The 13,204-nt window shown below is 63.0% G+C and carries 8 protein-coding genes; 5 read left to right on the plus strand and 3 right to left on the minus strand.

Going from position 1 to position 13,204, the window contains the following annotated elements:
• Positions 1-2: 2 nt before the first annotated feature.
• Positions 3-1,007, plus strand: coding sequence for an MraY family glycosyltransferase (locus CWS72_RS15850; protein ID WP_101251603.1), 1,005 nt, complete (start codon positions 3-5; stop codon positions 1,005-1,007).
• On the plus strand, positions 1,004-1,951 hold the full coding sequence (locus CWS72_RS15855; protein WP_101251604.1) for an NAD-dependent epimerase/dehydratase family protein: 948 nt from the start codon (positions 1,004-1,006) through the stop codon (positions 1,949-1,951). The genes CWS72_RS15850 and CWS72_RS15855 overlap by 4 nt, the downstream gene beginning before the upstream one ends.
• 226 nt (positions 1,952-2,177) lie before the next feature.
• On the opposite strand, the gene CWS72_RS15860 is transcribed toward CWS72_RS15855, so the two are convergent.
• Both CWS72_RS15860 and CWS72_RS15865 read right to left on the minus strand, forming a co-directional pair.
• A complete protein-coding gene (locus CWS72_RS15860; RefSeq protein WP_101251605.1) occupies positions 2,178-6,995 on the minus strand; it encodes an NAD-glutamate dehydrogenase in 4,818 nt (1,605 codons plus the stop codon).
• A gap of 152 nt (positions 6,996-7,147) precedes the next feature.
• Entirely contained in the window at positions 7,148-7,585 is a 438-nt protein-coding gene (locus CWS72_RS15865) for a hypothetical protein (RefSeq protein WP_101251606.1), read from the minus strand.
• Positions 7,586-7,765: 180 nt separating this feature from the next.
• On the opposite strand from CWS72_RS15865, the gene CWS72_RS15870 reads away from it, so the two are divergent.
• The 3 genes from CWS72_RS15870 to CWS72_RS15880 all read left to right on the plus strand — a co-directional run bounded on the left by CWS72_RS15870 (position 7,766) and on the right by CWS72_RS15880 (position 9,584).
• Positions 7,766-8,218 carry a hypothetical protein gene (locus CWS72_RS15870; RefSeq protein ID WP_101251607.1) on the plus strand — a complete coding sequence of 151 codons (453 nt, stop codon included), beginning with the start codon at positions 7,766-7,768 and terminating at the stop codon, positions 8,216-8,218.
• Between the two features lie 118 nt (positions 8,219-8,336).
• Complete coding sequence (locus tag CWS72_RS15875) at positions 8,337-8,900, plus strand: Spy/CpxP family protein refolding chaperone (protein ID WP_101251608.1); 564 nt, start codon at positions 8,337-8,339, stop codon at positions 8,898-8,900.
• Between the two features lie 195 nt (positions 8,901-9,095).
• Entirely contained in the window at positions 9,096-9,584 is a 489-nt protein-coding gene (locus tag CWS72_RS15880) for a hypothetical protein (RefSeq protein WP_101251609.1), read from the plus strand.
• A 529-nt stretch (positions 9,585-10,113) separates the two neighbouring features.
• Here CWS72_RS15880 and CWS72_RS15885 read toward each other — a convergent pair.
• Positions 10,114-13,203, minus strand: a complete 3,090-nt coding sequence (locus CWS72_RS15885) for an efflux RND transporter permease subunit (protein ID WP_101251610.1) — start codon at positions 13,201-13,203, stop codon at positions 10,114-10,116.
• Position 13,204 lies beyond the last annotated feature (1 nt).

Here is a 13,204-nt window from a genome sequence, read left to right on the forward strand (position 1 = left end):
GAATGGTCACGCTTCTCGCCTGCCTCCTGATCTCATCGCTGGGAACCATCGCCGCCACCCGGCTCGTCCTGGCCTGGTTGCAAAAGCGGCAAATTCTCGATCTTCCCAACGAACGCTCCAGTCACAGCCGGCCGACCCCGCGCGGCGGCGGACTTGCCGTCTCGTCGGTCGTTCTGCTGGTCTGGCTGGTGGTGGCCTGCAGGGGCGTCCCCGCCGAGGGGACCGGACCGGTATGGCCGGCGATCGCCGCGGCCATCGTTCTGCTGGGGGTTTCCTGGATGGACGACAAGGGCGGACTGTCCGCCCGCCTGCGACTCGCCGTGCATATTCTGGCGGCCGGCATCGGATTGGCGGCCTGGCCCGCCGATTTGTCGTTCTGCCAGGGATGGCTGCCCTTCTGGGCCGACCGGCTGGTGGCGCTGGGCGCCTGGGTCTGGTTCATTAATCTGTTCAATTTCATGGATGGCATCGACGGCATCAGCGGCGTCGAAGCCGCTTCCATCGGTTTCGGACTGGCCGGTCTCGCCCTGTTGAGCGGGAACGGCGGCCCCGATGGCCCCCTGGCCGTCGCGATCCTGGGCGCCGCCCTGGGCTTTTTGTTTTGGAACTGGCATCCGGCGAAGATTTTTCTCGGCGACTGCGGCAGCGTGCCGATCGGTTACCTGCTGGGCTGGCTTCTCCTGTCGGCGGCGGCGCACGGTCATTGGGCGGCCGCGCTGATCCTGCCCGCCTACTATCTGACCGACGCAACCCTGACCCTGGTCCGGCGGGCGCGGCGCGGCGAGCCGGTGTTCCAGGCCCATCGGCAGCATTTCTATCAGCAAGCCGTGCAGGGCGGCGCCAGCCACGCCCGCGTCGCCCGGCTGATCCTGATCGCCAATGTCGTCCTCGTGGCGCTGGCCTGGCTGTCGGAAAGCCATCCCATCGCCGCCCTGCTGGTCGCCGCCATCGATGTCTGGTTCCTGCTGCGCCATCTTTCCCGGCTTGGACAAGGCATCCTTCGGTGAAGGTGCTGGTCACCGGCGCCAACGGTTTCGTCGGTGCCGCCGTCTGCCGGCGCCTGCAAAGGGAAGGCTGGCAGGTCCTGGGCGTGATCCGGCGCGAGGCGACACTGCCCGATGGCGTGATCCCACGCCTCATCGACGCCATCGGCCCGCAGACCGTCTGGACCGAGACCCTGGCCGGAGTCGACGCGGTGGTTCATCTGGCCGCCCGGGTTCACGTGCTGAAGGAACACACGAACGATCCGCTGGCCGAGTACCGGCGCACCAACCGGGATGGTACCTTGTGCCTGGCCCGCGCCTCGGCCCATCTCGGGGTACGGCGTTTCCTGTTCATGAGCAGCATCCGGGTCAATGGCGAGCGAACCGGTGGGCAACCCTTCCGCGAGGATGACGATCCCGCCCCCGTCCGCCCCTTCGACGTCAGCAAATGGGAAGCCGAGCAGGGACTGCAACAAATGGCTACGGAAACGGCCATGCGTACCACCATCCTGCGCCCGCCGCTGGTCTACGGCCCCGGTGTCGGCGGCAATTTTCTGAGCCTGATGAAGGCGGTGGCGCGCGGTTGGCCCCTGCCCTTGGGCGCGCTCCACAACCGCCAAAGCCTGATCGGCGTGGACAATCTGGCCGATGCCGTCGCCGTGGCGTTACGCGAGCCGGCGGGGCAATGCGAAACCTTTCTGCTGAAAGACGGGGAAGACGTTTCGACTGCGGAACTGATTCGGGAGATCGCCCGGGCGCTTCATCGGCCGGCCCGGCTGCTGCCGGTGGCCCCCCGTCTCCTCCTGGCCCTGGGCGGACTGTTCGGCCGGCGGGGCGCCGTCGAACGGGTGATCGGCTCGCTGCAAATCGACGACCGGGCCTTCCGCGGCCGCTTCGGCTGGACGGCCCCGGTGCCGATGGAAACCGGCTTGCAGGCGACCGCCGATTGGTTCCGGCGGCGCGGCTAGCGCATTGATTCATTCAAATAATTCAATGCACTAGGACATGTGGACAATTGGCGATTGGCCGGATGGAGTTCGTCCTCTTGATCGTTCCGGTACGCTCCAGCTTTTGATGAACCACCAAGGCACCAAGACACCAAGATGGCGGAGTGTGCCACTGGCATTTTCCCGTCCTGTCATCGGCTGTCGGCCGAATGCCTGCGGCGCAGATTGGCTACCGCCGGATGATCCGTTACCCCTCGATCAGGGCCTGAAACTGATGGCTGGCCACCACCAGGGTGGACAGGTCCAGCCTAGTGGCGCCCTTCAGTTCGACAAGCAACTGATCGGCCCGCTCCACCGCCGCGCGGCGGCTTTCGGCCCAGGCGGCCAGCGCCGCCTCGGCATCGAGATCGCCCGCCATGGCGGCAACGCTGGCGGTCAGCTCGGCCTGGCGGACGTAAAGATCGTCGATGACCGCCTCCCCCGCCATCTTTTCCCAATGACTGCTTGCCTGAAGCCGTTCGGCGGCGGCGCGCAACCATCCCATGCCGAAACGGGCGGTCATCAGGAAATAGAGCCGACCGACCGTTTCCACCGGCCGGCCAACCCGCGCCGCGATACGTCCGATATCGTTGGCCGAGGCAAGCACGATCAGGCTGGCGACCCGTCGCGCCAAATCCTCAGGTACGCCCGACGCCTGGTATTCAGCGGCACGCACCGTCAGCGCCGCCAGGGTATCGGCCGGTAGGATCCGCTCAAGGCAGTCCCTGAGGGCGACGATCCCGGGCTCCAGCTCGGCACGCGAACGTCCGATATCGAGCGGTCGGGGCGCATGCCCCAGAACCCAGCCGACGCCGCGTTCGATCAGGCGATTGATCTCGATGAACATGGCGGTCTGGATCTCGGCCGGCACCAGGGTGTCCAGGCCCTCGATCCCCTCCCAGACGTCACGCAGCGAAAAACCGTCGCGGACGATCAGATAGGCGCGGGCAAGGTCGGCCGGCGGCGTGCCCGTCCGTTCCATCAGGCGCGCAATGAAGCTGCCGCCCACCCGGTTGACCATGCTGTTGGCCGAGACGGTGGCGACGATCTCGCGCCGCAGGCGATGTCCGTCCATCCGGGCGCGCCAGCTCTCGCCCCGCACGAGGGTGGGGAAATAGCGGACCAGCTCGTCCAACAGCAAAGGATCGTCGGGCAGATCGGAGTCCAGGATCGCGTCATAGAGCCAGAGTTTTCCATAAGCCAGCAGAATGCTGATTTCCGGCCGGGTCAGTCCCTTTTCATCCAGGGCGCGACGGGCGATCTCATCGTCGTCGGGCAGGAATTCGATGCGCCGGTCGAGACGGCCCTGGCGTTCAAGCAGACGCATGAAGCGGTCCTGCTGATCGAGCATCTGCGGCGCCTGAACCTGGAAAATGGATAAGGCCTGGGTCTGCAGATAATTGTCGCGCAGCACCAGATGGCCCACCTCGTCGGTCATCGAGGAAAGCAGCTCATTTCTTTGCTTGACGGTCAGATCGCCGTCCCGCACCGCGCCGTCGAGCAGGATCTTGATATTGACCTCGTGATCCGAACAATCGACCCCGGCTGAATTGTCGATGGCGTCGGTGTTGAGACGAATGCCGGCGAGCGCCGCCTCGACCCGGCCATGCTGCGTCATCGCCAGATTGCCGCCTTCGCCGATCACCTTGCAGCGAAGCATGCGGGCATCGATGCGCAGCGCGTCATTGGCCCGGTCGCCGACCGCGGCATGGGTCTCGAAGCCCGCCTTCACATAAGTTCCGATACCGCCGAACCACAACAGATCGACCGGCGCGGCGAGAAGGCGGGTGATCAGGTCGCTGGGCGGCAGGGACTCCATTTCGATATCGAAAAGTTTTCTGACCTCGGGAGACAGGGCGATCGATTTGGCATCGCGGGCAAACACGCCGCCGCCCGCCGAAAGTCTGCCACGGTCGTAATCGGACCAACTGGAGCGCGGCAGGTCGAAAAGACGGCGGCGTTCGGCGAAGGAGAGTTCGGGATCCGGATCGGGATCGAGGAAGATGTGTCGATGATCGAAGGCGGCGACCAGCTTCAAATGGGGCGAGCGCAACATGCCGTTGCCGAAGACGTCGCCCGACATGTCGCCGACGCCGACCACGGTCATGTCGTTCTTCTGGATATCACGACCCATCTCGCGGAAATGGCGCTTGACCGATTCCCAGGCGCCACGGGCGGTGATCGCCATACCCTTATGATCGTAGCCCTGGCTGCCGCCGGAAGCGAAGGCGTCACCCAGCCAGAAGCCGTACTCGGCCGAGATCTCGTTGGCGATATCCGAGAATGTCGCCGTTCCCTTGTCGGCCGCCACCACCAGATAGGGATCGTCGCCATCCCGGCGAACCACGCGGGACGGCACCACCACTTGTCCGCCCGCCAGATTGTCGGTCAGATCGAGCAGGCCCCGCATCAATGTCCGATAGCAGCGGATGCCTTCCTCCTGGAAGGCCTCGCGGCCTCCGGTCCGGGGCGGCCGCTTGACGACGAAGCCGCCTTTGGCGCCGACCGGCACGATGACGGAATTCTTCATCGTCTGGGCCTTCATCAATCCCAGTGTTTCGGTACGAAAATCCTCCGGCCGGTCCGACCAGCGGATTCCCCCGCGCGCCACTTTGCCGGCGCGCAGGTGAATGCCTTCGGTGAAAGGCGCGTAGACGAAGATCTCCGCCATCGGACGGGGAAGCGGCAACCCTTCGACCCGATGGCTGTCCAGCTTGAAGGACAGATAGGATTTCGGCGTGCCGTCCGAGGCGGTCTGGAAGAAGTTGGTTCTCAGCGTCGCCTCGATCAGATTGAGGAAACGGCGCAGGATGCGGTCCTCGTCGGCGCTGGCGACGGCCTCCAGGGCGCTCTGGATGCGGGCCGGTACATCGCCGTCGCCGCAAGGCCCGTCGGGATCGAAGCGAGCCTCGAACAAGGCGACGAGAAGCGCCGCCACCGCCGGATTGCCCGTCACGCTGCGCTCGACGTAGCTCTGGCTGAATGTCGACCCGGCCTGGCGCAAATATTTCGCATAAGCGCGAAGCACCATGACCTGACGCCACGTCAATCCGGCGTTGACCACCAGGCGGTTGAAGCCGTCGTCCTCCGCCGCCCCCAGCCAGACGGCACGGAAGGCATCCTCGAATCCGCCTCGCAGGCGCTCGATCTCGACGGCCCGCCCATCCTGCGAAACCATGGTGAAATCATGGATCCACAAAGGCTCCTCGGCCGGCCGGCGCAATTCGTACGGCTGCTCGGAGATGACGCGGAATCCCATATGCTCGAACAGGGGCAATACGTCGGAGAGGGCGACCGGCTGACCCTGGCGATAGATCTTGAAACGCAAGGCGCTGTCCGCAGCCTCGACCGGACGATAGAGATGCAGGGCGAAACCGTCCCGCGCCGCCTCGATGCGGGCGATGTCGAGACAGGCGGCGCGCGGCGCCACGTCCTCGCGATAGGCCAGCGGGAAACTCGCCGCCCAGCGGCGGTGCAGGGCCAGGCCCCGTTCCTCGCCATGGCTTTCGATCAGCGCTTCCTGCAAGCGATCGGTCCACGACCGGGTGATATCGGCCAACCGCGACTCGAGGGCCGCCCGGTCGATGAGGGGCGCCTGTCCGGGCATCGTCTTGACGAAGAACTGCAGCCGGGCCAGCGGCGCCTCGGCCACCTGGGTGTACCAGGCCGTCACCCGGCCGGCGCAGCCGTCCTCGAAAAGCTGCTGGATCTTCAGGCGCAATCGGGTGTCGTATCGGTCGCGCGGAATGAAGACCAGAATGGAGACGAAGCGTTCGAACTCGTCTCTGCGCAGGAAGACCGCGACCCGCTGGCGCTCCTGCAAGCGCAGGATGGCGATCGCCGTGTCATAGAGATCGGCCTCTCCGGCCTGCAACAATTCGTCGCGCGGATAGGTCTCCAGGATCGCCTGTAATGCCTTGCCGTCATGGCTGTTCGGGCGAAAGCCCGCCCGTTCGGCGATGCGGCCCACCTTGCCCCGCAGCAAGGGAATCTGCAAAGGCGACAAGGCATAGGCCGAATGGGTGAAAAGGCCGACCAGCACATGCAGGCCGACCACCCGCCCCTCGACATCGAAGCGTTTGATGCCGACGATATCCATCGGCACCGGACGATGCACGGCGGCGACCCGATCCGCCTTGGTCAACAAAAGCACGGCCGGCCGGCGCAGGAAGGCCACGACCTCGGCCGTCATCGTCGCCAGATCGCGCTCGGTATCGAAAATGCGGAAATCGGGATCCCGCAGAATGCCGAGGCCGCTTCCCGGTTCGACGGCGATCGCCCCATCGGCGGCGGCGTCCAGATCGAAGCGGAGATCGCGATATCCCAGAAAGGTGAAATTGTCGTGGTGAATCCAGTCGAGAAAGTCCCGGACCTCGGCGATCTCCCGGGCCCGCCCGCTTTCCGCCGGGGCTGCGAGTTCGGCCAGGATGGCTGCAACCCGCTCGCGCATCGCCCGCCAGTCCTCGACGGCGGCCCGGACATCGGCCAACACGGCGGCCAAACGATCGGACAAGGCCAGCAGCCGGGCGGGATCGGTCAGCCGGTCGATCTCGATATGCATCAGACTTTCAAACGGCGCCCCGGCGCCGGCATCGCCGGGAATGTCTTGCAGGCGTCCCGCCTCGTCGCGAACCATCGGCAGGACGGGATGAAGCACCAGATGAACGGCCAGTTCGCTTCTTTGCACGGCGGCGGTCAGCGAATCGACCAGAAACGGCATGTCGTCGTTGACCACCTCGATGACGGTGTGCTCGCTGTCCCAGCCGCCCTCGTCGGCGCGCGGCTGGAAAACGCGCAGTTTCGCCTGTCCGGGCAACCGCTGCCGGGCCAAAGCCAGCATCGAGAGGACGGCCCCGTAAAGGGCGTCGGGCTCCCGGGCGAGAACGTCCTCCGGCGCCACGTTGGCGTAGCTGCTGCGCAAAAGACGTTCCGCCAGGGGGTGTTCCGCCGGTTCCAGCCGTTCGCTGATCAAGGCGGCGACCTGTTCGACGAGACGATCCTTCAGATGATCGATCGGCTGAGCCATGCCCTCTTCCCCCCCTCGCTTGCGCTTGCGACGCCATTGCTGCCGACGGCTTTCAAGCTGGCGTTTCCAAATGAAAATGCAAGGTCGGCCGGACGGCTTCCGGCTGTTTTATTACGATATCGAACCAGTGATGCGCGCGGTCCCCGGACGGGCTATTTCAAGATGAGCGTTTTGATCATGACGTCTTCGACCGTGACGCCGCTGGCTTTTTCCACACTGGCGGCGGTCATGCGCTTGGCGACGCGCGGCCCCTCGGCGGAATTTTCGAACGCCTCCCAGTTAAAGGCGGCGAAATCCTCTTTCATCTGCGCGGCGATCTGTTTCTTTTTGCTGTTGAGGATCTGATGTTTTTCCGGATCGGCCTGGAACAGCCAGACTTCCAAATCCAAAGAGCGATATTCCCGGTTCTGGTCGACTTGCACGGCCACATGCAGGCGGGGCACCGCGACATAGGCGGGCCCGAGCTTCGCCTGGATTTCGCGGCTGCCGCCGGTGCCGGCGGCCTCCTTTTCCTTGCCTTCGGCATGGAGCTGTCCGGTGCCCGTCAGTAAAACGACTATCGCTACGGTAAAGACCGATCGCCAAAACATCGTATGATCCTCGACTCGTGGTTTATAGCGGCGTTTGCGTGACGCCGAGCGTTCAAGTAAAATACGCCGAATCGCCTGACATTGTCCGCTGGAAAAGCAGCGTTACAATTGTAACGATTTTTATTCAAAAATTAAGGCTGCCCCGTGAAGAGACATCGGAGAACGGATTCAAGTCTTACAATGCCCGGACAGGCGTTATTGCATGTTCTGGCTCTCGCCGTGATCATAGTTTTGTCTTTCCATCCGGCGGACGCCAAGGATATTCGGCTGGGCGGCACCAATGCCTCGCCGGCGCCACCACCGCCGCCACCCGCGAAGCTGGCCCCCAATATCATCGAACTGCCGATCATCGTCATCGCCATCCGCAAGGAGGATGGAGGCTGGCACCACATCCGCATCAACGCCTGGCTGGCGCCCAAGGATGTCGCCACCGCCCACGACATGGACGACAAGAAGACGGCCATCGTCAGACGAAGCAAGGACGCCTTTCCGGGAACCCGCGGCTTCGAAGCCTTGCAGTCGGCACGGGACGGCGACCAGATCGCCAAGGAGGTTATCCACGCCGCCGCCGAACACACGATCGGCCGCCCTTGGACCGGTGATGTGCTGATCCGCAACATCCTGATCTATTGATCGCCGTCTTGAGATCCGAAGGTTGAAACACGGTGTAACGAATCGCCTCGCCTACAGTCACAGCAATGAAATAGAGCGGGTGTAGCGTTGCTGTTCGATCCAAACATCGAGGTATTTCATGGGAAAAATCAGCTTGGTGCTTTGCACACTCCTCCCGCTGGCCTGGAGTTCGGCGGCCTTGGCGGCACCGCCGAACGCGCCGGAAGGTCCCGCTCCGGCCGGCGGCGCGGACCGGCACCATGGCGACTTCGCCGCCTGGCACAAGGAAATGTGCACCGAACATTTTGCCCGGATGGCTGAGCATCTCGGTTATCTGCAGGCCAGACTCGAGCTATCCGACCAACAGGCCCCGGCCTTCGACAAATGGCGCCAGGCGGTTCTCGAACAGGGCGCCAAGGAACGGTCTTCCTGTCTGGAGGCGACGCCGAAGGCCGACGCCAAGCCGGGCTTGCCCGAGCGCGAAGCGCGCCTTGAGAAGATTCTGAGCCTCCAGTTGCAGGGCTTGCAGGCGACACGGCCGGCTCTGGAAGGCTTTTACGATACGCTTTCGGCGGAGCAGAAATCCCTCTTCGATCGGGAGTTTCTTCCCCATGGCGGTCATCATGGACCGATGGGCGGGCACGGAGAGCCGATGGGCGGGCCGATGGATGGCCCCATGACGATGGAACACGGACAGAAGTGACCAAGGGCCCGTTGATAAATTATCGAATCAACGGGCCCTTAAGCCCGCCGTAGCGGAGCGCAGGCGTCATATGGAATCTTGGGAGTCCGGCTCCAATGTCATCTTGACTTGGATCGGATTAAGCCGAATTTTCTGGGACGGCGCCATTCCGGGAGGAATGGCGCTTCCTTAGGAATCGTCGATGAGCCCCTGGCTATGCGTAAACTGACTTTTACAATTCTCTCCGCCGCCCTGCTCGCCATGACGGCCGCCCAACCCGGCCTTGCCCAGGAACGCTGGCACGGACCGGACCGCGGGCCGGATCATGGACCGGATTATCGGGACCATTGGCGTCCCGAGCATCCTCGTGGATATGACTGGGAACGCTGGCGCCGCGGCGGCTGGGTCAACGGCTGGCACGAGGGGCGTTTCGGCTGGTGGTGGATCATCGATGGCGCGTGGTTCTTCTATACGGCGCCCGTTTATCCCTTCCCGCAACCGCCGACCGTGGTGGTGACGCCGCCGCCGCAGGTCCCCGCCGGTTATTACTATTACTGCCCCAATCCGTCCGGCTATTACCCGGCCGTGCCACAATGTCTGACGGGGTGGCAGATGGTGCCGGCAACCACGGCCCCAGCGCCCGTCCCCTCACCCGCGCCCGCGCCCGCGCCCGTCGTCCCCATTCCGCCGCCACCCGTCCGCTAGCTGGCGGAAGTGTGAGGGGGAAAGCCGCACAAAGCTTACAGAAAGCGTTAAATCCGCATCACTTCGTCATTTCCGCGAAAGCGGGAATGACGAGGATGATCCTGAGGAAGGGCTCGACCGCCAAGCATTCTCCTCCTCCTGCCGGCGGGGATCCCCTCCTCATCCCAACTCCTCCCCCTCGGAAGGGAAAAGGGCTTTTACCCGCCCTCTTTTCGTTTGAGGACGGGTTGTCCGATCCGCTCTTTTGGCGGCAATGACGGCCCTATGACCTGTACTCCCACATTCCGGGGTATGGTCATATATAATTCGTCATGAATTCCCGGGCGCTATGTAAATGATCCTTTAACAATAAGCGGTGTCTGGACGCGAATTGAATCAATTCATTCACATAAATTTGCTTCCACCTGATTTGTCGATATAGTATAAGTTTAATTCAACTTGGGCTTGAACGTATTCCTGATTTTATCTCCCCTATATCCCCCCAAAGACTCAGACCCTCGATAAAGTCGAGGGTCTTTTTTTAGGTCTTTCAGGCCGAAAGTGTCGGAGAATCGGGAGCAGCCCCCTCTTCAAGGGGTTCGTCCGCCGCGTGATCGGCGGCAATCAGCATATAGACGGCCGGGACGACGAACAGGGTGAACGCCGTACCGATGAGCAATCCGGTGGCGATCACCAAACCCATGTTGAAGCGGGAGACGGCGCCGGCGCCGGCGGCCACCAGCATCGGATAAACGCCCAGGACCATGGCGGCGGTGGTCATCAGGATCGGCCGCAAGCGGATCGCCGCGGCGGTCTCGATGGCTTCGCGTTTGCTTTTGCCCTGGCGCTGCTGTTCGTTGGCGAACTCGACGATCAGGATGCCGTGCTTGCTGATCAGGCCCATCAAGGTCACCAGTCCGACCTGGGTATAGATATTGAGGCTGGCCCCACCCACGCCCAAACTGATGAAGATCAAGGCCCCGGCAATAGACATGGGCACCGAGACCAGAATGATCAGCGGGTCGCGGAAACTTTCGAACTGGGCCGCGAGAGCCAGGAAGATGATGATCAGGGCGAAGCCGAAGGTGGTGGCGAAGCCGCTCGATTCCTGGATGAACTGGCGCGACGTCCCGCCGTAATCGATGGAATAACCCTGCGGTAACTCCTTGGCCGCCAATCCCTGCAGATACTCCAGCGCGTCGCTCATCGCCACGCCCGGCACCGCGACACCGGAAATCACCGCGCTGTTCAACTGCTGGAAATGGTTGAGCGATTGCGGAACCGTGCTGGTGGTGATCTTCGCCACGGTGGAAAGCGGCACCGAGGATCCATCGCTCGTCCGGATGTAATAGTCGAGCAATTGATCGGTGTTCAGCCGAAAACGCTGCTGAACCTGGGGAATGACTTTGTAGGACCGCCCATCCAGGCTGAAGTAATTGACGTATCCCCCCCCCAGCATGGCCGCCATGGCGCCACCGACGTCGCTCATCTTGAGACCGAGCTGCGCCGCCTTGTCGCGGTCGATATCGACCGTCGCCTGCGGCTGGTCGATCTTCAGATCGGAATCGAGGAAGATGAAGCGGCCGCTCGTCACCGCCTCCTGCAGGAATTTTTGCGCGATGCCGTAAAGCTGTCCGTAGGGCTGGGTGGTGCTGATGACGAACTGAACCGGCAGACCGTTGCTGCCCGGCAGCGGCGGCGGCTGGAAGGCCACCACCTTCGCCCCGGCGATCCCGTTCAGCCGCTGCTGTAAGATCGGCTGCAACTGATTGCTGGTCCGTTCACGCTGGTCCCAGGGCTTGAAGACCAGACCGGCGATGGACTGGCCAGGCGCGTCGATCTGGAAGACGTGATCCTCCTCGGGATAGGAGGCGAAAATATCGAACAATTGGCGGGAATAGAGCTGCCGTTGCTGCAAGGTGGAGTTGGGTGCCGACGTCGACATGGTGATGACGACGCCCTCGTCCTCCTGCGGGGCCAGCTCGCTTTTGGCCCCCGCATAGAGGAAATAAATGCTGGAGAGAATGATCAACGCGAAGACCATGGTCACCGGACGATAGTTCAGGCTGCCGTGCAGCAGACGATTGTAACGGCGCGATACCCGCTCGAAGGTCCGGTCGATGAAGTCCACGACATGGGCTTCCAGGCCGCTGCGATCCTTGCTGTGCGGCTTCAGGAAGAGCGAGCACATCATCGGCGACAAGGTCAGCGCCACGATGGCCGAAACAGTCACCGCTCCCACCAGGGTGAATGCGAATTCGGTGAAGAGAGCGCCGGTCAATCCCTTCTGGAAACCGATCGGAACATAGACGGCGACCAGAACGACGGTCATCGCGATGATCGGCCCGGCCAGTTCACGCGCCGCCATCATGGCGGCATGCACCGGCTTGGCGCCCTCCTCGAGATGACGGTTAACGTTTTCGACGACGATGATGGCGTCGTCGACCACCAATCCGATGGCCAGCACCAACGCCAGAAGGGTCAGCAGATTGATCGAGAAGCCGAACATCAGCATCATGGTGAAGGTGCCGACCAGCGACAGCGGAATGGCCACCACCGGAATCAGCACCGAGCGGGGCGAGCCCAGGAAGGCGAAGACGACGAAGGTGACGATCAGCAGAGCCTCGACCAGGGTATGAATCACCTCGTTGATGGCGCTGTTGACGAATTCGGTCGAATCGTAGACGACCTTGCCTTCCAGGCCTTGCGGGAACTGCGCCTGGATGTCCGGGAAGATCTTGCGGACCCCCTTGATCACATCCAGCAGGTTGGCCGCCGGCGCCACCTGGATACCGATGTAGACGGCCTTCTTGCCGTCGAACCCGACCTCGGTTTCATAGCTGTCGGCGCCCAGGGTGACATTGGCCACATCGCCCAGACGGATATTGGCGCCATTGACTTGTTTCAAGACGAGGTTGCGGAACTCCTCCACCGAATGAATGCTGGTCGAGGCGGTCAGATTGACCTGGACCATCTGGCCCTTGGTATTGCCGAGTCCCGATATGTAATCGTTGGCGGCCAGCGCCGCGGTCACGTCGCTGCCGGTAAGCCCGTAGGCCGCCAATTTGTCCGGATCGAGCCAGGCGCGCAGCGCGAAATTCTGGGCTCCCAGGATCTCCGCGGTCTGCACGCCTTCGACCGCCTGCAGCTTCGGCTGCACGACGCGGACGAGATAATCGGTGATCTGGTTGGAGGGCAGGACGTCGGAATTGAAACCCAGATACATGGCGTCGATGGTTTGCCCGACCTGCACGGTCAACACCGGCTGCTGCGAGCCGGACGGAAGCTGGTTCAACACCGAATTGACCTTGGTGTTGATCTCGGTCAGCGCCTTGTCGGAGTCGTAGTTAAGCCGCAGATTGGCGGTGATGGTCGACACGGATGTCTGGCTGGTCGACGTCATATAGTCGATGCCGTTGGCCTGGGCGATGGCGTTTTCAAGCGGTGTCGTGATGAAACCGGCGACCACGTCCGGCGCCGCGCCGTAATAGGTCGTGGTCACCGTGACCACGGCGTTCTGGGTGCGCGGATATTGCAGGACCGGCAGAGAGAAGCCGGCCCTGAGGCCCAGCACCAGGATCATCAGGCTGACCACCGTGGCCAGCACCGGTCGGCGGACGAAAAGATCGGTGAATTTCATC

Source organism: Telmatospirillum siberiense, assembly GCF_002845745.1.
Lineage (GTDB): Bacteria > Pseudomonadota > Alphaproteobacteria > Rhodospirillales > Magnetospirillaceae > Telmatospirillum > Telmatospirillum siberiense.

Excerpts from the sequence above, each read along its gene's own strand:
- CWS72_RS15850 (WP_101251603.1), top strand. The coding sequence starts at position 3 with ATGGTCACGCTTCTCGCCTGCCTCCTGATCTCATCGCTGGGAACCATC.
- CWS72_RS15860 (WP_101251605.1), bottom strand. The coding sequence starts at position 6,995 with ATGGCTCAGCCGATCGATCATCTGAAGGATCGTCTCGTCGAACAGGTC.
- CWS72_RS15865 (WP_101251606.1), bottom strand. The coding sequence starts at position 7,585 with ATGTTTTGGCGATCGGTCTTTACCGTAGCGATAGTCGTTTTACTGACG.
- CWS72_RS15870 (WP_101251607.1), top strand. The coding sequence starts at position 7,766 with ATGCCCGGACAGGCGTTATTGCATGTTCTGGCTCTCGCCGTGATCATA.
- CWS72_RS15875 (WP_101251608.1), top strand. The coding sequence starts at position 8,337 with ATGGGAAAAATCAGCTTGGTGCTTTGCACACTCCTCCCGCTGGCCTGG.
- CWS72_RS15880 (WP_101251609.1), top strand. The coding sequence starts at position 9,096 with ATGCGTAAACTGACTTTTACAATTCTCTCCGCCGCCCTGCTCGCCATG.
- CWS72_RS15885 (WP_101251610.1), bottom strand. The coding sequence starts at position 13,203 with ATGAAATTCACCGATCTTTTCGTCCGCCGACCGGTGCTGGCCACGGTG.